Annotated in this window: 22 protein-coding genes; 10 read left to right on the top strand and 12 right to left on the bottom strand. The window is 66.5% G+C overall.

Annotated features, from left to right (window positions below):
- Positions 1-129: 129 nt before the first annotated feature.
- Both QF040_RS28800 and QF040_RS28795 read right to left on the bottom strand, forming a co-directional pair.
- Positions 130-1,494, bottom strand: coding sequence for an ATP-binding protein (locus tag QF040_RS28800; protein ID WP_429613795.1), 1,365 nt, complete (start codon positions 1,492-1,494; stop codon positions 130-132).
- A 113-nt stretch (positions 1,495-1,607) separates the two neighbouring features.
- The gene (locus tag QF040_RS28795) at positions 1,608-2,024 is read right to left on the bottom strand and encodes an organic hydroperoxide resistance protein (RefSeq protein ID WP_306883126.1); all 417 of its coding nucleotides are present in this window, start codon (positions 2,022-2,024) and stop codon (positions 1,608-1,610) included.
- A gap of 346 nt (positions 2,025-2,370) precedes the next feature.
- On the opposite strand from QF040_RS28795, the gene QF040_RS28790 reads away from it, so the two are divergent.
- Together QF040_RS28790 and QF040_RS28785 are read left to right on the top strand one after the other, a co-directional pair.
- Positions 2,371-3,714, top strand: coding sequence for an epoxide hydrolase family protein (locus QF040_RS28790; RefSeq protein WP_429613794.1), 1,344 nt, complete (start codon positions 2,371-2,373; stop codon positions 3,712-3,714).
- 137 nt (positions 3,715-3,851) lie between these two features.
- On the top strand, positions 3,852-4,595 hold the full coding sequence (locus QF040_RS28785; protein ID WP_013539189.1) for a response regulator: 744 nt from the start codon (positions 3,852-3,854) through the stop codon (positions 4,593-4,595).
- A 155-nt stretch (positions 4,596-4,750) separates the two neighbouring features.
- Here QF040_RS28785 and QF040_RS28780 read toward each other — a convergent pair whose 3' ends face one another.
- On the bottom strand, positions 4,751-5,338 hold the full coding sequence (locus tag QF040_RS28780) for a thioredoxin family protein (RefSeq protein ID WP_429613793.1): 588 nt from the start codon (positions 5,336-5,338) through the stop codon (positions 4,751-4,753).
- A 224-nt stretch (positions 5,339-5,562) separates the two neighbouring features.
- Here QF040_RS28780 and QF040_RS28775 point away from each other — a divergent pair, with 224 nt between their 5' ends.
- Positions 5,563-5,766 (top strand): hypothetical protein, encoded by a 204-nt coding sequence (locus QF040_RS28775; protein ID WP_013539187.1) that lies wholly within the window; start codon positions 5,563-5,565, stop codon positions 5,764-5,766.
- A gap of 204 nt (positions 5,767-5,970) precedes the next feature.
- Positions 5,971-6,402, top strand: a complete 432-nt coding sequence (locus tag QF040_RS28770) for a hypothetical protein (RefSeq protein WP_429613792.1) — start codon at positions 5,971-5,973, stop codon at positions 6,400-6,402.
- Here QF040_RS28770 and QF040_RS28765 read toward each other — a convergent pair.
- Positions 6,383-7,333 (bottom strand): AraC family transcriptional regulator, encoded by a 951-nt coding sequence (locus tag QF040_RS28765; protein ID WP_429613791.1) that lies wholly within the window; start codon positions 7,331-7,333, stop codon positions 6,383-6,385. The genes QF040_RS28770 and QF040_RS28765 overlap by 20 nt on opposite strands.
- 151 nt (positions 7,334-7,484) lie before the next feature.
- Here QF040_RS28765 and QF040_RS28760 point away from each other — a divergent pair, with 151 nt between their 5' ends.
- Complete coding sequence (locus tag QF040_RS28760; protein WP_429613790.1) at positions 7,485-8,282, top strand: fumarylacetoacetate hydrolase family protein; 798 nt, start codon at positions 7,485-7,487, stop codon at positions 8,280-8,282.
- A gap of 6 nt (positions 8,283-8,288) precedes the next feature.
- On the opposite strand, the gene QF040_RS28755 is transcribed toward QF040_RS28760, so the two are convergent.
- Positions 8,289-9,308 carry a TRAP transporter substrate-binding protein gene (locus QF040_RS28755; RefSeq protein WP_429613789.1) on the bottom strand — a complete coding sequence of 340 codons (1,020 nt, stop codon included), beginning with the start codon at positions 9,306-9,308 and terminating at the stop codon, positions 8,289-8,291.
- A 27-nt stretch (positions 9,309-9,335) separates the two neighbouring features.
- A complete protein-coding gene (locus QF040_RS28750) occupies positions 9,336-10,118 on the bottom strand; it encodes an IclR family transcriptional regulator (protein WP_429613788.1) in 783 nt (260 codons plus the stop codon).
- A gap of 149 nt (positions 10,119-10,267) precedes the next feature.
- Between QF040_RS28750 and QF040_RS28745 the strand changes: the two genes are divergently transcribed.
- Genes QF040_RS28745 through QF040_RS28725 form a run of 5 tightly spaced genes read left to right on the top strand, consistent with a single transcriptional unit; the run spans position 10,268 to position 15,018 of the window.
- On the top strand, positions 10,268-11,266 hold the full coding sequence (locus QF040_RS28745; RefSeq protein WP_307510891.1) for a TRAP transporter substrate-binding protein: 999 nt from the start codon (positions 10,268-10,270) through the stop codon (positions 11,264-11,266).
- 30 nt (positions 11,267-11,296) lie between these two features.
- Positions 11,297-11,752, top strand: coding sequence for a type II 3-dehydroquinate dehydratase (locus tag QF040_RS28740; RefSeq protein ID WP_013539180.1), 456 nt, complete (start codon positions 11,297-11,299; stop codon positions 11,750-11,752).
- Positions 11,749-12,312, top strand: coding sequence for a TRAP transporter small permease (locus QF040_RS28735; protein ID WP_429613787.1), 564 nt, complete (start codon positions 11,749-11,751; stop codon positions 12,310-12,312). Before QF040_RS28740 ends, QF040_RS28735 begins: the two co-directional genes overlap by 4 nt.
- A complete protein-coding gene (locus tag QF040_RS28730; protein ID WP_306883135.1) occupies positions 12,309-13,589 on the top strand; it encodes a TRAP transporter large permease in 1,281 nt (426 codons plus the stop codon). Before QF040_RS28735 ends, QF040_RS28730 begins: the two co-directional genes overlap by 4 nt.
- 1 nt (position 13,590) lies before the next feature.
- The gene (locus tag QF040_RS28725) at positions 13,591-15,018 is read left to right on the top strand and encodes an ELWxxDGT repeat protein (RefSeq protein WP_429613786.1); all 1,428 of its coding nucleotides are present in this window, start codon (positions 13,591-13,593) and stop codon (positions 15,016-15,018) included.
- On the opposite strand, the gene QF040_RS28720 is transcribed toward QF040_RS28725, so the two are convergent.
- From QF040_RS28720 to pqqA, 6 genes are read right to left on the bottom strand one after another with little or no spacing between them, the layout of a single operon-like run.
- Positions 14,999-15,928: an alpha/beta fold hydrolase gene (locus QF040_RS28720; RefSeq protein WP_429613785.1), complete on the bottom strand. Its 930-nt coding sequence runs from the start codon at positions 15,926-15,928 to the stop codon at positions 14,999-15,001. The genes QF040_RS28725 and QF040_RS28720 overlap by 20 nt on opposite strands.
- Before the next feature lie 12 nt (positions 15,929-15,940).
- Positions 15,941-17,113, bottom strand: coding sequence for a pyrroloquinoline quinone biosynthesis protein PqqE (pqqE, locus tag QF040_RS28715; RefSeq protein ID WP_429613784.1), 1,173 nt, complete (start codon positions 17,111-17,113; stop codon positions 15,941-15,943).
- Entirely contained in the window at positions 17,091-17,363 is a 273-nt protein-coding gene (gene pqqD / locus QF040_RS28710; RefSeq protein WP_013539174.1) for a pyrroloquinoline quinone biosynthesis peptide chaperone PqqD, read from the bottom strand. Before pqqD ends, pqqE begins: the two co-directional genes overlap by 23 nt.
- Positions 17,360-18,100, bottom strand: coding sequence for a pyrroloquinoline-quinone synthase PqqC (pqqC, locus tag QF040_RS28705; protein WP_429613783.1), 741 nt, complete (start codon positions 18,098-18,100; stop codon positions 17,360-17,362). Before pqqC ends, pqqD begins: the two co-directional genes overlap by 4 nt.
- Positions 18,101-18,104: 4 nt before the next feature.
- Positions 18,105-19,031 (bottom strand): pyrroloquinoline quinone biosynthesis protein PqqB, encoded by a 927-nt coding sequence (gene pqqB, locus QF040_RS28700; RefSeq protein ID WP_429613782.1) that lies wholly within the window; start codon positions 19,029-19,031, stop codon positions 18,105-18,107.
- A gap of 52 nt (positions 19,032-19,083) precedes the next feature.
- The gene (pqqA, locus tag QF040_RS28695; RefSeq protein WP_013539171.1) at positions 19,084-19,158 is read right to left on the bottom strand and encodes a pyrroloquinoline quinone precursor peptide PqqA; all 75 of its coding nucleotides are present in this window, start codon (positions 19,156-19,158) and stop codon (positions 19,084-19,086) included.
- Between the last annotated feature and the right edge of the window lie 28 nt (positions 19,159-19,186).

The following is a 19,186-nucleotide window of genomic DNA, read 5'->3' as shown; positions in this document are numbered from 1 at the left end:
TTCGGGTCTCGTTTGTAGCGGTCGGTGCGCGCCCTCGGGGCGTGCGGGGTCTTCACGGTCTCGACGCACGAGCCGCGGTTGCAAAAAACAGTGGGCGGAGACGGCCGCAGCGTGCGCGGCCCGCTTCCTCTAGGCGATTCGCGTGGGCATGGTCAGGCGTGCCTCCAGTCCGCCTTCGGGGCGGTTCTGCAGCTTGAGCTCGGCGCCCATCGCCATCGCCAACTGGTGCGCGATGGCAAGGCCGAGGCCGGTGCCGCCGGTGCTGCGGTTGCGCGAGCTTTCGACGCGGTAGAAGGGCTTGAGCACCGCGCCCAGTTCGTCGGGCGGAATGCCGGGGCCGTTGTCTACCACGGCGATGGCCAGTTGCCCATCGCCGGGTTGCACGCGCACCCGCACATCGCTGCCGAAGATCAGCGCGTTGTCGATCAGGTTCATGACGATGCGGCGCATCGCGTTCGGGCGGCCGACGATCGGCGTGCCCGCCTTGCCTTCGAGGTGCACCGTCTTGCCGGCGTCCTCGTAGTCGGCCAGCATGCTTTCGAGCAGCGCGTCGGCGTCCATGCGCAGCGGCGGCTCGGTGGCGCCGTGCAGGGTGCGCGCATAGGTCACACCTTCGCGCACCAGCGAATTCATCGCGTCCAGGTCCTGGCGGAACTTGGTGCGGTCGTGCTCGTCGTCCATCATCTCGGTGCGCAGCCGCATCCGCGTGATCGGTGTCTGCAGGTCGTGCGAGATGGCAGCGAGGATTTCCACGCGCTCGGACATGTAGCCGCCGATGCGCTGCTGCATCGCATTGAAGGCGCGCGCGGCGTGCGCCACTTCGGTGGGGCCTTCTTCCGCGAGCTTCTGCGCCTTGAGGTCCGGGCCCAGGTCGTCGGCCGCGGCGGCCAGATCGGCCAGCGGCCGCGTGACCAGCCGCACCGCGAACCAGGCGCAGACGGCCAGCACCAGCAACTGGATCACGAGCACCCACATCACCCAGCTCGACACCGGCATGCCCACCCGCATGGCGTGCACCACGACGGAAGACCCATCGTGCAGCCGCACCTGGATCTGCAGGCCCTCGGGCGGATGGGCCACCTGCCCGACCTTGACGATCTCGAACGGCCGCATCGCCTCGACGATGGCGGTGGCGAACTGCTGCGACAGCAGCGACTGGGGCGCCACGCCTTCGGCCATGCCGCCCAGCACGAAGCGGTAGTTGCGCCGCTCCAGCTTCTCGAGCCAGGCGGGGCGTTCGGCGGCAGGCAGGCGGTCGAGGATGGCGACCGAGCTGGCGATGTCGCGCTCTATGCCGATCATCATCAGCTCGCGCATCGCCATGTCGCGCTCGTAGCGGATGGCGGCGAAGGTGAGCAACTGGGCGATCGCCAGGCCCACCACGATGATCAGCGTCACGCGGGAGAACAGCGACCGCGGCACCAGCCGGCGCAAGCCGCCGGTGGTGCTTGCAGGAGGATTCACGACGGCGGGACTGGCGGGTGGGGTGGACATGGGCTCGTTTATAGACCCGGGCCTCGCCCGAAAGCCCATCGCATGTATCGCAGTGTGTTCAGCAGCAAGAAGCGACATGGAACATTACCCGTTCGGCCTCGTCATGCGCCCTGTCAGACCACGTTGATGGTGACGTCGATGTTGCCGCGCGTGGCCTTGGAGTACGGGCAGGTCTGGTGCGCCGCATCCACCAGCGACTGGACGACCTCGCGCTCGATGCCGGGCACGCTGACGTTCAGGCGGGCCTTCAGGAAGTAGGCGCCATCGGTGTTGGCCAGGTCGACCTCGGTGTCCACGGCCAGGTCGGCGGGCAGCTTGATCTTCAGCTTGCCGGCTGCCAGGCCCATCGCGCCGATGAAGCAGGCGGACCAGCCGGCGGCGAAGAGCTGCTCGGGGTTGGTGCCGGTGCCCGGGCCGCCGGGGGACGAGAGCTTGACGTCCAGGCGACCGTCGCTGCTGGTCGAGGCGCCGTCGCGGCCGCCGGTGGTGTGGGTCTTGCCGGTGTAGAGGATCTTTTCGGTGGAGGTCATGGTGTTTCCTTGGAAGGGTTGGTTGGGAACGGACCGGATTGTTGGGCCGCCCTTGACCCCTGGGATCACCTTGCGTATGCCTCTGTATCTGCCGGAGAAACCCACACAGTACGTTTCACTGCCGGGCTGCGCCGCGGTCGCAATGGCGGTATCTCTCCTCGAAGGCACCCCTTCCTGCCATCGGCTTTCCGATGAAACGTAGTGTGTGGATTTCTCGCGTCGATACACGGGCATACAGCCTTCGGATCGGAGAGGGAAAGCACGGCCAAAGATGCGCCCGTCCGTTCATTCGGGCGGCCCGCAAGGCCTTCTCGCTTCACTCTCAATCGACGAAAGAAAGATCACCATGTCTTCTGTTTCTTCTGTGCCTCCAGCGCCCACGCGGCGCCACTTCTTCGCCACCACCGCCGTCGCGGGTGCCGCCGGTTTCGGGCTGCTCTCCAACCCGGCTTTCGCACAGGGCTCGGGCGCTTCGGCCGCTGTCGATGTTCCCGCCACGACGAAGCCTCGCGCGCCGACCGGCGACACGTCGATCCGCCCCTTCCGCATCCATGTGCCCGAGGCCGTGCTGGTCGACCTGCGCCGCCGCATCCAGGCCACGCGCTGGCCCGACCGCGAGACGGTCAACGACCAGACGCAGGGCGTGCGGCTCGAGAAGCTGCAGCCGCTGGTGCGCTACTGGGGCACGGGCTACGACTGGCGCAAGGTGGAGAAGCGCCTGAACGCCCTGCCCCAGTTCATCACCGAGATCGACGGGCTCGACATCCAGTTCGTGCACGTGCGCTCGCGCCATGCGAACGCGATGCCGCTGGTCATCACGCACGGCTGGCCGGGCTCGGTGATGGAACTCCTGAAGGTCATCGGACCGCTCACCGACCCGACGGCGCATGGCGGCCGTGCGGAAGACGCCTTCCACCTCGTGCTGCCCTCGATGCCCGGCTACGGCTTCTCGGGCAAGCCGCAAAGCACGGGCTGGGGCGCCGACCGCATCGCGACCGCGTGGGACGTGCTGATGAAGCGCCTGGGCTACACGCGCTATGTGTCGCAGGGCGGCGACTGGGGTTCGGTGGTGGCCGACAAGATGGCGCGCCAGGCGCCGCAAGGCCTCTTGGGCATTCACGTGAACATGCCTGCGACGGTGCCGCCGGACGTGGCGAAGGCGCTCAACAACGGCGACCCCGCGCCGGCCGGCCTCTCGGAGAAGGAGAAGGCCGCCTTCGAATCGCTCAAGTATCTCTACACCAAGGGCGGCGGCTACGCGGCCATGATGGTGACGCGCCCGCAGACGCTGGGCTATGCGCTGGAAGATTCGCCCGCTGGGCTGGCCGCCTTTTTCTACGACAAGTTCAACGAGTGGACCTACAGCGGCGGCGATGCCGACAAGGCGCTCACACGCGACGAGATGCTGGACGACATCACGCTCTACTGGGTGACGAAGACCGCGACCTCGGGCGCGCAGCTCTACTGGGAGAACAACGCCAACAACTTCAACGCGGTCGATATCTCGATTCCCGCGGCGGTGACGGTGTTCCCCGGCGAGATCTACCGCGCGCCCAAGAGCTGGACCGAGCGGGCGTACCGCAACCTGATCTATTTCAACGAGGTGGACAAGGGCGGCCACTTCGCGGCGTGGGAGCAGCCTGAGCTGTTCGCGGTGGAGATCCGGGCGGCGTTCAGGTCGCTGCGCTGAAGAGCCAATGAGGCGGAGGTCGCGAAACATAGTGTCGCGACCTCCGCCTGCAGATACTTGCGAATACAAACCCCCGGCCCGTTCGCGGCGGGCGAGATACATTGCGGCTGCGGCGCACTTCACACCCCTACACAGCCATGACTCCCAAGACCTCCGATCACATCCTCATCGTCGACGACGACCGGGAAATCCGCGAACTGCTCACGACCTACCTGGTCAAGAACGGCCTGCGCGTGGTGGCGGTGCCCACCGGGCGGCACATGCGCGCGGCGCTCGAGGAGTCGGGGCCGTTCGACCTCATCATCCTGGACCTGATGCTGCCGGGCGAAGACGGGCTCACGCTGTGCCGCGATCTGCGAACCGGCAAGTACAAGGCCACGCCGATCCTGATGCTCACCGCGCGCAGCGAAGAGGCCGACCGCATCCTGGGCCTCGAGATGGGCGCCGACGATTACCTGGCCAAGCCTTTCTCGGCGCGCGAGCTGCTCGCGCGCATCCGCTCGGTGATGCGGCGCACGCGCATGCTGCCGCCGAACATGGGCGCGGTCGAGCCGTCGCAGAAGCTGGCCTTCGGCGACTGGCATGTGGACACGGTGGCGCGCCACCTGCTGGACGACAGCGGCACGATGGTGGCGCTGAGCGGCGCCGAGTACCGCCTGCTGCGCGTGTTTCTCGACCATCCGCAGAAGGTGCTGAGCCGCGACCAGCTGCTGAGCCTCACGCAGGGCCGCGAGGCGGAGCTCTTCGAGCGATCGATCGATCTGCTGGTGAGCCGCCTGCGCCAACGGCTGCGCGACGATGCGCGGGAGCCGCGCTACATCAAGACAGTGCGCAGCGAAGGCTACGTCTTCGCCTCGGCGGTCGAAGCGCGGGACGACTGAGCGCCGCCCCTCGCCCTGCGCCTTTTCATGAACGGGCGCGTTTCCGAGGGCCCGCCAACTCGCGGGCCGCGATGCATTGGCAACTCACCGGGTTGCGGACTTCGTGCGCGAAGCCGCCCGCGAAGAAAAGCAGCGCGAACCAGAGCTTCTTCATCTCAGCCTCCGGTGGTAGCAGTGGGAGCAGCAGCAACGGCCGGCGACGGCTCGGCCAGCAGCGCCTGGATCTTTTTCTCCGTCGTGCCGTAGCTGCCTTCGCCGAAGTGCGAATAGACGATCTTTCCCTGCTTGTCGATCAGGTAGACCGCGGGCCAGTACTGGTTGTTGAAAGCCTTCCAGGTGCCGTAGCTGTTGTCCTGCGCCACGGCGTGCTGGATCTGCAGGCGCTTGATCGCGTCCTGCACGTTCTTGGTCGACTTCTCGTAGGCGAACTCGGGCGTGTGCACGCCCACGACGACGAGACCCTTGTCCTTGTACTTCGCGTTCCAGTCCTTGACGTACGGCAGGTGGTTGAGGCAGTTGATGCAGGTGTAGGTCCAGAAGTCGACGAGCACGACCTTGCCGCGCAGGTCCTGCAGCTTCAGCGGCTCGGAGTTGAGCCACTTGTCGATGTTCTGGAATTCGGGCGCCTGCAGCGCGGCGCCCGCGGGAACCTCGCCACCGGGAGGCGGAGCGGCAAAGGTGAGAACGGCGACCGAGGCCGCGACCGCCGCAACGGCGAGAACTACATTGGATCGAATGCTCATGATGATGTTTTCCTGGACACGGAAGTGGAGGGTGGTTGGCGAAAGAACGAGCGGATTGTTCGCCGCACCTCGCGCCTCGGGCACGCATTGCGTATGCCTCTGTGTCGGCCTTGAAAACGAACACACTACGTTTCACACGCGGCGCTTTCGCCCCCTTGCGAGACCTCCGGAAAATTCAGACTTGGCCTACAGACACCCGATTTCCAGGGGAACATCGTCGGGCCATGACACATCCGATCGAACTCATCATCGAGGAGCCGGTGCCCGGCTCGTTCGTCTGGCGGCTGCTGGAAACCGATGCGAACGGCGCGAACCCGACCGTGCTTCGCAGCGCCTTCGATGCGGCCGACAGCTACGAGGCCGCGCTGGCCTCGGGGCAGCGTGCCCTGCACAGCGAAATACGCAACATCGCCGCCAGCGCGCACTGAGGCGCGGCGCGGTCGCCACCTTCATCTCCATCGCCGTCTCTTGCGGAGAAGGTGCGCGCATGCGTACACGCCAGATGCCGCGCGTCAGCATGTGCTTACGGCTGGTTCACGAGGCGTCCTACCGCTCGCTCGTCGCCGCTTCCTAGGATGGTTTCAGGCGCCGGACCCGATGCAACAACCAACACCGGCGTCAAGGAGATGACCATGCAAAAGTTCCTGCGGATATGCGCGACCGCGTCGTGCTTCATGGCGATTGCGGCCCATGCGCAAACAACCCCGCCTCCGGCGGCAACGATGGACCCCGCCGTGGCGGAGCTCAAGGCCGGGCGCGACAAGATCGCCGCCGACTACAAGGCCGACAAGGCCGCCTGCGATGCCATGAAGGACAACGCAAAGGACGTCTGCGTCGAGGAAGCCAAGGGCAAGGAAAAGATCGCCAAGGCCGAGCTCGACCAGAAGGTGCGGCCCAGCGACAGCAACGCACGCAAGGTGGCCGAGGCCAAGGTCGAAGCCGCCTACGACATCGCCAAGGAAAAGTGCGACGACCAGAAGGGCGACGCCAAGTCCGCCTGCGTGAAGCAGGCCAAGGCCGAAGAAAGCAAGGGCAAGGCCGACATCAAGGCGATGAAGAAGTAACAACAGCAGCAACAGCCGGCGCGCTCGCGCCTTGGCGGAACTGCCTTGGCGTGACGCCGATCTGCTGTCGAAATCGCCGGCTGAAATAGTCGGCATCGCTGAAGCCGCATTGCTGCGCGATGTCGCCGATGCGGACGCTGGAGGTCAGCAGCAATTCCTTTGCGCGCTCCAGTCGCCGCTCGGTGACGAGTTCGGTGAAGGTGCGGTCGGTCTGCTTCTTGAGCAGATGCGCGAGGTAGTTGGGCGACAGCATCGCCGCAGCCGCCGCTTCGTTGAGCGACATCTCTTCGCTCAAGTGCTCGCGCACATAACGCATCACACGCTGCAGCGCATCGCGCCGCGAACTGCGGCCGCTGTGGCGTGCGGCTTGCTCCAGCAATGCTCCTTCGTGCCGCTGGCAGGCCAGCGCGATGAGCTGCAGCAGGATGCCGCGGATCGCGCCCGCGGTGGCGAAACCCCGCGCGCGGTTCAGAGCGGAGAGTTCATCGAGCCAACGCAGGATGCGCGCGAAATCCGCTTCGTCGAAAGAGAAGTCGACGTACTCCTGAAAGAGGAATGGCGCGAGTTCGGGATGCCGCGCGACGGACACCTCTTCGAGGTCGAGCGGCTCGACGGCCAGTTCGGGCCAGAGAAAGCCCTGGTCGAAGTTCACGATGGCGTAGCGTGCACCGACGGGATGCGGCACCACGTGCACGCGGTACGGCAGCACGAAGCTCAGGTGCCCCGCGCGGAACGGCCGCACCGCGCCGCCGATGAGTTGCTGCTCGCCGCCTTCGATGCTCACCTGGATCTGGAAGTACTCGTGCCGGTGCGGCCGCGCGAGCACGTCGCGCGCGCCTTCGAAACGGATGTCGAAGTCGAGATGGTTCGCTCGCTCCTGCATGCCGTAGAGGCGCGAGCTGGAGGCGCTGGACTGATGGGGAGCCGGCATGGCGCGATGGTAGCGAGAGGCGTGGGCAACGGCTTTGGTGCGCGTGTTGCTTGCGTCCTGTTTTTGCGTAGATGCGTGCGGCGCGGCGGCCTTGCCTCATCCCAGAATCGACGACGCGCTTTCAGACATAACCCCGAAGGAGACACAGAACATGTCCAACACCTCATCACGTCGCGGCCTCCTGGCCGGTTCCGCCGCCATGGCCACGGGCGCCATTGCCGGTTGCGCGCTGCCCGCCGGTGCCGCGCGCGCGGCGCCCACGCCTTTCGATGTCGCCGCATCGACCGTGCCGATCGTCGGCAGCGAACAGGTGTACCCGGTGCGCCGCATCTATTGCATCGGCCGCAACTACGCCGCCCATGCGCGCGAAATGGGCTCGGACCCGACGCGCGAGCCGCCCTTCTTTTTTCAAAAGCCGGCCGACGCGATCCAGGTCGTGATGCCGGGCAAGGTGGCCGACCACCCCTACCCCACGCTCACCAAGAACTATCACTACGAGGTGGAACTGGTCGTCGCGCTGGCCAAGGGCGGCAAGAACATTCCGGCGGCGAGCGCGCTCGACCATGTGTACGGCTACTCTCTCGGCCTGGACATGACGCGGCGCGACCTGCAGCGCGAAATGGGCGACCAGAAGAAGCCGTGGGAAATCGGCAAGAGCTTCGACCACTCGGCGCCCATCGGGCCGATCCATCCGGTGGCGAAGGTCGGTCATTTCGCCGACGGCGCGATCTGGCTCAAGGTGAATGGCGAGACCAAGCAGAACGCCACGCTCAAGTACATGATCTGGTCGGTCGCCGAGCAGATCAGCCGCCTGTCGCAGGCCTTCGAGCTGATGCCCGGCGACATCATCTACTCGGGCACGCCTGAGAACGTGGGGCCGGTGGTGCGCGGCGACCTGATCGAGATCCATATCGACGGGCTGCCGAACCTGTCGGTGCGGATCGTCTGATCCGGCTTACTTGCGCGCCTTCTCGATCTCGGCCATCAGTTCCTTGACGGTGGCTTCGCCCACCGAGGCCGAGTACTTGTCGATGACCGGCTTCACCTTGGCGCGCAGCTTGGCCATCTCTTCGGGCGGCAGTTCGGAGACGGTCATGCCGGCCTTCCTGAGCGCATCGAGCGCGCTGTCGGCCGCCCCGCGCGAGGCCTGGCGCTGGAACACGGTGGCCTCGGCGGCGGCGTCGGAAATGATCTTCTTCTCTTCGGCGCTCATGCCGTCCCAGGTCTTCTTGCTGACGAGGAGCGCCTGCGGGTTGTAGATGTGGCGCGTCTGGGTGATGTACTTCTGCACCTCGGCGAACTTGGACGAGAGGATCGTCGTGTTCGGGTTCTCCTGCCCGTCGACCGCCTTCTGGTCGAGCGCCGGATAGAGCTCGGGGAACGGCAGCGGCGTGGCATTGGCGCCGAGCGCGCTGAAGAGGTCGATGTAGATCGGCGACTGGATGACGCGGATCTTCAGCCCCGCGATGTCGTCCGCCTTCACGATCGGCCGCTTGCTGTTGGTGAGGTTGCGAAAGCCCAGGTCCCAGTAGCCCAGGCCGTGCAGGCCCTTCTCTTCGAGCCTGGCCATCAGCTTCTGGCCGAAGGGACCGTCGGTGACGGCATCGGCTTCCTTGCCGCTGTTGAAGAGAAACGGGAAGTCGTAGGCCGCGAACTCCTTCACCTGCGCGGAGAGGATGCCGGCGTTGAGCACGGTGATCTCGACCGTGCCGCCCTGCAATGCGGACACCGTCTGCAGGTCGCCGCCGAGCGAGCCGCCCGCGAACAGCTTCACCGTGATCTTGCCGCCCGACTTGGCCGCGACGATGTCGGCGAACTTCTGCGCGCCCTGCGCCTGCGGATGGCCGGTCTGGTTCTGGAACGCGAACTTGAGCGTGCGCTCCTTGATCTGCGCGAACGCGCTGCCGGTGGCGAATGCGGCGACGGCCGCAATGGTGGCCAGCACCGCGAGCTTGCGAATCGAATTGCTCTTCATGGCTTGTCTCCTTTTATGTAAGCCGACTCAGGCTCTTTTCTTGAACAACGCCGATGCGCCGCTGGCACGCGCAACGTCTTCGGCGGTCTGGAGAAGCGCGGGTCCGAGCGCTTCCATCCGTTGCGGCGTCAGGCGGCTCAGCGGCCCCGCGATGGTGACGACGCCGATGGCCGTGCCGTCGGCGCCGCGCACCGGCGCAGCCATGGCCGTCATGCCCGGCGCGAACACTTCATTGATCATGCTGAAGCCGCGCTGGTGCGCAGCCTTCACGAAGGCCATCACGGCCTTGATGGAGGTGGGCGCCTTGGGGCCGTAGTCCTGCGGCGTGCCCAGTCCCTTCTTCGCGACGAGCACGGTGGCGGCGTCCTCGCTCATCGTCGAGAGCCATGCGTGGCCGGCCGCGCTGCAGGAGAGGTTGACCGACAGGCCCATGTCCGGGTCGTAGCGAAGGCCGCGTGTGGCGCCCTGCGCCTTCGCCACGAAGGTCAGGTCATCGCCATCGACCACGGCCAGCCGCACCAGTTCGCCCGAGGCCGAGGCCAGTTGGTCGAGCAGGGGCTGGGCAATGTCGACGATGCCGGAGCGGCTCAGGAACGACAGGCTGATCGAGACGAGCTTGATGGTCAGCAGGTAGTGGCCATCGCGCGGGTCTTGCCGCACGTAGCCGCAGCGAATGAGTTCCGTGAGCAGGCGGTGCGACGCGCTCAGTGGTATCTCCAATTCGCTTGCCAGGGCAGAGAGCGCACAGCCCTCCGGATGTTCGGCCAGGTATTCCAGCACCTTGAAGCTGCGTTCCAGTATCCCGCTCATATCGCTCTTTCGAATTTCATTTCACAGACGACGGTGATCTTGCCCGGCGGAGCGTAACAGACAGGGAAGGGATTTCCATAGTGGAAACGCTTTCCAAGAAAATCCATAATCGCGCCCAATCGGTTTTTCCATCTCCTTGAGGACCTCTTGTGAAACTTCTTCGTACGCTTGCCATTGCCAGCTTCTGCGTCGGCCTTGCCGCTCCGTCGTGGGCGCAGCAGGATCGCGTGATCCGCTTCGGCCACCTGAACAACGCCGACCACCCCGTGAGCTTCGGCGTCAAGCGATTCGCCGAGCTGCTCTCGGCCAAGAGCGGCGGCAAGATGAAGGTCCAGGAATTCCCCGCCTCCCAACTGGGCAACGAGATGCAGCAGCAATCTGCCCTGCAGGGCGGCGTGCAGCAGATGTCGGCACCGGCCACCACTTCGCTCGCTGGCATCGTCAAGGAGTTCGGCCTTGTCGACTTCCCCTTCTCGGTGAACTCCTTCGCGCAAGCCGATGCGCTGCTCGATGGGCCGCTCGGCCAAGCCCTCATCGCCAAGCTGCCCGAGAAGGGCCTCGTCGCTCTCGGCTACTGGGACCTGGGCTTTCGCAACGTGACGAACAGCAAGCGCCCCATCACCAAGCCCGAGGACCTCGAAGGCCTGAAGATCCGTGTGATCCCGAACCCGGTGTTTCTTGAAACCTTCAAGGCCTTCAAGGCCAACCCGGTGCCGATGCCCTTTGCGGAGCTGTATGGCGCGCTCGAAGCGAAGGCGGTCGATGGCCAAGAAAACCCGTACGCCGTGATCCTCTCGAACAAGTTCTACGAAGTGCAGAAGTTCGTCAGCGCCACGAACCATGTCTACGCGGCCAACATCGTGCTGGTGAGCAAGAAGTTCTGGGACTCGCTCACCCCCGCCGAGCAGAAGATGATGAACGACGCGGCCAACGAGGCACGCGGTTATCAAAGGCAGGTGAGCCGCGCCGCAGCGCAGAAGGCCGTGGGCGACCTGCAGGCCAAGGGCGCGCAGTTCAACGAACTCACCCCCGCCGAGCAAGCGCGCATGCGCACTGTCGCCAAGCCCGTCGTCGACAAGTTCGCCGCACAGTACGACCCCGCCATCGTCAAGCTCTACAACGACGAGCTCGCACGCATCCGCAAGTAAGCAAAAAAAGCCCTCTCACCGAAGCTCCCCATGAAGATCCTCGTCCTCCACGGCCCCAATCTCAACCTGTTCGGCCGCCGCGAACCCCACATCTACGGCAAGACCACGCTCGCCGAAATCAACGCACAACTGCAGTCGCTCGCGGGCGAACTCGGCGTGACGCTGGAGACGATCCAGTCGAACCACGAAGGCGACCTGATCGATTTCCTGCACACGCACATCGACGATGCGCAGGGCGCGCTGGTCAACCCCGCGGGCCTCACCCAGCATGGCGTGCCGCTGCACGACGCGATCAAGGCGATGCCGTTCCCGACCATCGAGGTGCACATGTCCAACATCGCCGCGCGCGAAGCGTGGCGCGCGCACTCGATCATCTCGCCCGCGGTCAAGGGCACGGTGCAGGGGCTCGGGCCGCTGTCGTACCTGGCCGCGCTGCGCGCGCTGGTGGAGATGCAAAGAACAGCCTTGGCCGCGGCCGCGCCATGAGCCGCTGGATCGACCGGTGCTGCACCGGCATCGAGGCGCTGATCGCGGCCGCGCTCGCGGTCATGGTGGTGCTGGTGTTCGGCAACGTGGTGCTGCGCTACGGCTTCAACTCGGGCATCACCGTGTCCGAGGAAGTCTCGCGCTGGCTCTTCATCTGGATGACCTTCCTCGGTGCGGTGGTCGCGCTGAAGGAGCACGGCCACCTGGGCGTGGACATGGTGGTGCAGAAGCTGCCACCCATCGGCAAGAAGATCTGCCTGGCCGTCGGCCACGCCGTGATGCTCTACATCGTGTGGCTGCTGTTCCAGGGCAGCGTCGCGCAGGCGCGCATCAACTGGGACGTGACGGCACCGGTCACCGGCGCGTCGATGGCCATCGTGTATGCCTCGGGCGTGGTGTTCTCGGTGCTCGCGGGTTTCATCCTCGCGCTTGACCTTTTGCGCCTGCTTACCGGGCGCATTGCCGAGAGCGAACTGGTGATGGTGCAGGAGTCGGAAGAAGCCGTGCAGCTCCAGCAGATCCTGGGTTCGCAGAACGAGACGCCGGGAGCACGCAAATGACCATCCTCGTCTTTGTCGGCTCTCTCCTCCTGGCCATGGCGATGGGCATTCCCATCGCCTTCGCGCTGCTCGCAAGCGGCGTGGCGCTCATGTGGCACCTGGACCTCTTCGACGCGCAGATCCTCGCGCAGAACGTGATCGGCGGCGCCGACAGCTTTCCGCTGCTGGCCGTGCCCTTCTTCATGCTCGCCGGCGAGATCATGAACGTGGGCGGTCTTTCGAAACGCATCGTCGACTTCGCGCTCGCGGTGGTCGGCCATGTGAAGGGCGGGCTCGGCTACGTGACCATCATGGCCGGCTGCCTGCTCTCGGCACTCTCGGGTTCGGCGGTGGCCGACGCCGCCGCGCTCACCGCGCTGCTGCTGCCGATGATGGTGAAGGCCGGCCATGACAAGCCGCGCGCAGCCGGCCTCATCGCGGCCACGGGCGTGATCGGGCCGGTGATTCCGCCGAGCATCGGCTTGGTGATCTTCGGCGTGGCCGCCAACGTGTCGATCTCGAAGCTGTTCCTCGCGGCCATCGTGCCCGGCCTCATGATCGGCGCGGCGCTGTGGCTCACCTGGGCCTGGCTGGTGCGGCGCGAGAAGATCGTGCCGCCGCCGCGCAAGTCGTCGGCCGAGATCTTCGCCACCTTCCGCAAGGCGATCTGGGCGCTGATGCTGCCGATCATCATCCTCGTGGGCCTGCGCATGGGCGTGTTCACGCCGACCGAGGCCGCGGTCGTGGCCGCGGTGTATGCGCTCTTCGTCTCGACCGTCATCTACCGCGAGATCACCTGGCGCGACCTGTACGGCATCTTCGTGAGCGCGGCCAAGACCAGCGCGATCGTGATGTTCCTGATCGCCGCGGCGATGGTGAGCGCCTGGCTCATCACGGTGGCCGACCTGCCTTCGAAGATCGTCGGCCTGCTGGAGCCCTTCATGGGCAACCAGATCCTGCTGATGATCGCGATCATGGTGATCGTGATGGTCGTGGGCACCGCGATGGACATGACGCCCACCATCCTGATCCTCACGCCGGTGCTCATGCCGGTGGTGAAGGCGGCGGGCATCGATCCGGTGTATTTCGGCGTGCTGTTCATCATCAACAACTCGATCGGACTGGTCACGCCGCCGGTGGGCACGGTGTTGAACGTGGTGGCGGGCGTCGGGAAGATATCGATGGACGACGTCACGCGCGGCGTGGTGCCGTTCATGATCGCGGAGTTCGCGATCCTGTTCGTGATGGTGGCGTTTCCGCAGCTGGTGATCGTGCCGGCGCGGTGGTTCGGGGGCTGAGATGCGCGGCGCTCTTCTCTCCGCCATGCGGCCCGCGTGGCTGGCAGCCCTCGCGCTGTCGGTGCAACTGCCCGCCGTTGCGCAAGACCCCGAGCGTGAGGTGCTGCCCGAGCAGCGCCAGGCGCTGGCCTTCGTCTCGCCCACCGGGCTGGCATCGCTCCAAGGGAAGATGCTCTTCAGCGCCTTCCACATCGCGTCGGGCCAGGAGCTGTGGATCACGGACGGCACCAGCGCGGGCACGCGCATGCTGAAAGACATCCGCCCGGGCTTCCGCGGTTCTTTTCCTGCCGGGCAGACGGTGTTCAGGAACCACGTCTACACCACCGCCACCGATGGCGAGAGCGGCCTCGAACTCTGGCGCACCGACGGCACGGCCGCGGGCACCACGCGCGTGATCGACCTGCGGCCCGGCGAAGAAGGTGCGATGCCGAGCGAACTGACCGTGTTTCGCGACGCGCTGTACTTCGTGGCGGACGACGGCAAGACGGGGTTCCAGGTGTGGAAGACATCGGGCACGTCGGAGACCACGACGCGCGTGTCGTCGATCGACGCCGGGCCGCGCGCGGTCGCGCGGCAGGTCACCGTGGCGGGCAAGCGCCTCTTCTTCACCGCGACCACGCGCGAGCACGGCCACGAACTCTGGGTGACCGAAGGCACGCCCGAGAGCACGCGGCTGGTGAAGGACGTTCGTCCGGGCGCCGAGGATGCGGGCATCCAGGCGCTGACCGCCGTCGGCGACGACATCTACTTCACCGCGCACGACGGCGAGCACGGCATCGAGCTGTGGAAGAGCGACGGCAGCGAAAGCGGCACGCGCATGGTGAAGGACATCCGGCCGGGAACGTCGCCCTCGCGACCTTCGCACCTGGTCGCGGTCGGCCGCACGCTGTACTTCGCGGCCGACGACGGCGCACACGGCACCGAGCTCTGGAAGAGCGACGGCACCGAAGCCGGCACGACGCTGGTGAAGGACATCCGTGCAGGCACGGGCGGTTCGATCTCGAGCCCGTTCGCAACGATGGGGGCCCGCGTCTACTTCGCGGCGACCGACGGCGCCTCCGGCGCGGAGCTGTGGCGCAGCGACGGCACCGCCAAGGGCACCGTGCTGGTGAAGGACATCGCACCGGGCGCCGAGAGCGGATCGCCCGCGCGCTTTGCGGTGATCGGCTCGACGCTGTGGTTCTCCGCGAACGGCGGCGGCACGACGGGTGTCGAACCGTGGACGAGCGACGGCACCACGGCCGGCACGCGCGCGGTCGCCGATGTAGCGGCCGGTGCGCGCAACGCGCTGCCGCTGGGCTTTCGCGCGCTGGGCGATGCCGTGCTCTTCGTCGCCGACGACGGCCATGGCAACGAGCGGCTGTGGACGCGCCGCAAGGACGGCCGCGTGACGCTGATTGGCGATCCGCTCAAGGAACGCTTGCGCTGAAGGTCTGCGTGTTCGCGTAGTTGCAGAGCGCCTGCTTCATCGCGGCGGCGAGCGCGGGATGCGTGGGGTCGTGCCCTGCACCTTGCGCCCATTGCAAGGTGGCCCGCCCGTGCAAGACCCGCGCGAGTGCCTGTGCGCCTTGCGGCGGGCACATGGCATCGCGCGTTCCGTGCACGATGAGTGTGGGGACCGCGGGCAGCGCGGCGCATCGCGCGAGCAGCGTGGGCGCGCGGAGCCAGCACCCGTGGTGCAGGTAGTGGCTCAGCACGCGGTAGCGCGGCACCAGCCGCTGCAACACGGCGTCGTCGGGCGTTGCAGCGGTGCCGCCCGAGAAGCGCTGCTCCCACGCGAACCAGCAAAGCGTCGCGCGCCGCTGCGCCTCCCACGTTCCGTGCGCGAAGATGTCCGCGAGCACCGTCGCGACCGGGCATCGGCGCCGCCGGGCTTCGTTCCACAGCACGCGCCATTCGGGACCGCCGCGCCGTGCGGCCTCGGCGAAAAAATCGTGGATGTCTGAAGTGCGCGCGAGGAACACGTTGCGCAGCAGGAGCCCGGCAATGGCGGAAGGCTGGTCCAGCGCGTGCAGGAGTGCCAGCGTCGCGCCCCACGATCCGCCGACCACCAGCCATCGGTCGACATGCAGATGTTCGCGAAGCAGCCGCAGGTCGTCGAGCAGATCGACGAGCGTGTTGTGCGAAATCGACCCCGTGGGCGTGCTTCGTCCCGCGCCGCGCTGGTCGGGGCAGATGATGCGGTAGCGCGTGGGATCGAAACCGCTGCGCAGAAGCGGCGAGCTTCCCGAGCCGGGCCCGCCGTGGAGCACCAGTGCGGGCAGTCCCTCCGGATTGCCGTGCTCCTCGACATGCATGACATGCCCGCCGCTCAACGGCAGGCGATGGACGATCGTCATGTTCGAGCCGGCTCAGCCGCGCGCATTGGCGTCGGTGCGGAAGACGAGTTCACCCGCACGCCGCGCGCCCGGCACGAAACGGATCGGCGTGCCGGCGTCGCGTGGGTCCGAGGCCGCAGCGACCATCGCCTCGACCTCCGCATGCTGCGGACTCTTCGGGCACACCGGGTCCGTCGCAGCCGCATCGCCGGTGAGCAAAAACGCCTGGCAGCGGCAGCCGCCGTGGTCCGTCTCCTTCTCTTCGCAGCTCTGGCAGGTGCCGCTCATCCAGGCGGTACCTCGGTAGGCGCCGAACGCCGGGCTCTCCTGCCAGATCTCGCGGATGGAGTGCTCGCGCACGCTCGGGAAGTCGAGCCCCGGCAGCATGCGCGCGCTGTGGCACGGCAAGGCCACGCCATCGGGCGCGACCACGAGGAACACGCTGGCCCAGCCGGCCATGCAGGGCTTGGGCTTGCCCTCGGCGTAATCGGGCACGACCCAGAGAATCTTCATGCGGCCATCCAGGCGCGGCCGGTGCTCGTCGACCACCGCCTCGGCGGCGGACAGCGCCGCGCGCGTGGGCATCAGCATCTCGCGGTTGCGCCATGCCCAGCCGTAGTACTGCACGTTGGCGAGCTCCAGGAAGTCGGCCTCCATCGACTCGGCCATCTCGATGATGCGGCCGACGTGCGGCAGGTTGTAGCGGTGCATCACGCAGTTCAGCACCATCGGATAGCCGAGGTCCTTGATCGTGCGGGCCACGCGCTGCTTGAGGTCGAAGGTCCTGGTCGAACTGAGAAAGTCGTTGAGCTCGCGGCTCGAGTCCTGGAACGAGAGCTGGATGTGGTCGAGCCCCGCCTTCTTCAATGCCTCGGCGCGCTGCGGCGTGAGGCCCACGCCCGAAGTGATGAGGTTGGTATAGAAGCCCAGGTCGTGCGCCGCCGCGACGAGTTCCGTGAGGTCGTCCCGCACCAGCGGCTCTCCGCCGGAAAAGCCCAGCTGCACCGCACCCATCGCGCGCGCTTCGTGGAACACGCGGATCCATTCGTCTGTCGTGAGCTCGCTGTCGTAGCGGGTGTAGTCCACCGGGTTCGAGCAGAAGGCGCAATGCAGCGGACAGCGGTACGTCAACTCCGCGAGCAGCCACAGCGGGGGCTTCGCGGCGACGCTGCCGCGCTGGATGTCAGCGGATCCAGTGGCGTCCATGGGCCTGCTCCAGGAACTCGATCACGTCGGCCCGCAGGTCGGCTTCGCCGAAGGTGGTCTCCAGATCGGCGACGAGCGCGGCCACGGAAGTTTTTCCGTCGCAACGCTTGAGGATTTCGGCGGCCGGCCCGTTCAGCTTGATCATGCCTTCGGGGAACAGCAGCACATGACATTGCTGCGCGTCTTCCCATTGCAGCCGATACATCGTGCCGATCGACGGCTGTGCGCTGTCGGTCCATTGCGTGGTCATGGCTGCTGCTCTTTCGCAAGATCGTCGGGGTAGGCCCGCTCGATGGCATCGAGCATGGCCCAGAGGATGTCGAGCTTGAAGCCCAGGATCTGCAATGCGCGCTCCTGCCGCTCGCGCGTGGTGCACCACTGCATCGCGACTTCGAGGCCGTGCTCGACGTCGCGGTCGGCCAGCGGGATGCGGCTGCGGAAGTAGTCGAGGCCCGAGGTGTCGATCCACGGATAGTGCGTGGGCCAGCCCGCGAGCCGGTCCTTGTGGATGCGCGGCGCGAACATCTCGGTGAGCGAGGAAATCACCGCCTCCTGCCACGGTGCGGTGCGCGCGAAGTTGACGTACGCATCGACCGCGAAGCGCACGCCGGGCAGCACCAGCGCATGCGATTCGAGCGTCTCGCGCTGGAGGCCGGTGGCGATGCCCAGGCGCGTCCAGATCTCGATGCCGCCCGCGTTGGCGCCTTCGTGGCCGTCATGCCCGTCGTGGTCGAGCATGCGCACCACCCAGCGCCGGCGCGTCGCGCGGTCGTCGCAGTTGGAGAGGATCGCCGCGTCCTTCACCGGAATGCGGCATTGGTAATAGAAGCGGTTCGCCACCCAGCCGCGCACCTGGAACGGCTGCAACTCGCCCGCGTTGAGCCGGCGGTTGAACGGGTGATGGCTGTGGTAGCGCGACTCCATGGCGCGCAGGTTCGCTTCGAAATCCTGCGGGGACCACGCATCCTGGTGCTGTTGCTGCGTCACTTGTTCAGATCTCCAGTTCCATGCCGTCGAAGGCGACCTCGATGCCGCGGCGCGTGAGTTCCGCGCGCTCCGCGCCGTCTTCGTCGAGGATGGGATTGCTGTTGTTGATGTGGATGAGCACCTTGCGTTTTGCCGCACAGGCGTCGAGTGCTTTCAGCATGCCGGGGCCGTGCGGCCCATCGCACTGCGGCAGGTGGCCCATGTCGGCCGCGCGCTTGGTGCCCAAGCCCGCGGTGAGCATTTCGTCTTCGGTCCAGAAGGTGCCATCGACGAGGACGCAGTCGCAGGCATCGAGGCTCTTGCGTTCGGCATCGCCGACCTGTGCGAGGCCCGGCGCGTAGAGCACGCGCTTGCCGGTGGCCGGGTCTTCGATGAGCACGGCGGCGTTGTCGCTGCGCGCCTCGGTCTGGCGGCGCGGCGAATACGGCGGCGCCTTGCCGGGCACGGGCACCGCTTGCAGGCGCAGGCCGGCGATGTCGTGCCACGCGCCGCCGCCGGGTTCGAGCGGCATCGGGTGCCAGGTGACACCGCAGTATTTGTCGAGCGCCTTCAGGAGCGGCAAGCTGCCGGTGAGGTCCTCGTAAGACTCGGGCGTGCAGTAGAGCTGCAGCCGCTGTCCTTCGCGCAGGCTCAGAAGGCCCGCGACGTGATCGATCTGCGAGTCCATCAGCACCACCGCCTGGATCGGCGAGTGGCGCACGCCGTGGCGTGGCCGCGGATGTAGCGCCTTCGACGCGCGCAGCTGAGCGCCGATGTCGGGCGATGCATTGAGCAGCACCCAGTCGTCGCCGTTGGCGGACACCGCGATGGAGCTTTGGGTGCGAGGGTTTGCCCGCACCTCGCCGGTTCGCTGGCCCGCGCACAGGCGGCAGTTGCAATTCCATTGCGGGAAGCCACCGCCCGCCCCCGAACCTAGAACCAATATCTTCATACGCGCCAAAAAAAACGGCACCGGTGGAAGCCGGTGCCGTTGTGGTCCGCTCTCAGCGAGCGGAGATGTACATCGTGATCTCGAAGCCGAAACGCATTTCTTCGAACTCAGGTTTGCACCATTTCATCGCATTGCTCCTTCAGGGTTGGGGGATT

The sequence above is a fragment of the Variovorax sp. W2I14 genome, from assembly GCF_050435205.1.
Classification (GTDB): Bacteria; Pseudomonadota; Gammaproteobacteria; order Burkholderiales; family Burkholderiaceae_C; genus Variovorax; species Variovorax paradoxus_C.
Note: the sequence above shows the minus strand (reverse complement) of the source record. Positions and strands in the feature narration are given on the sequence as shown.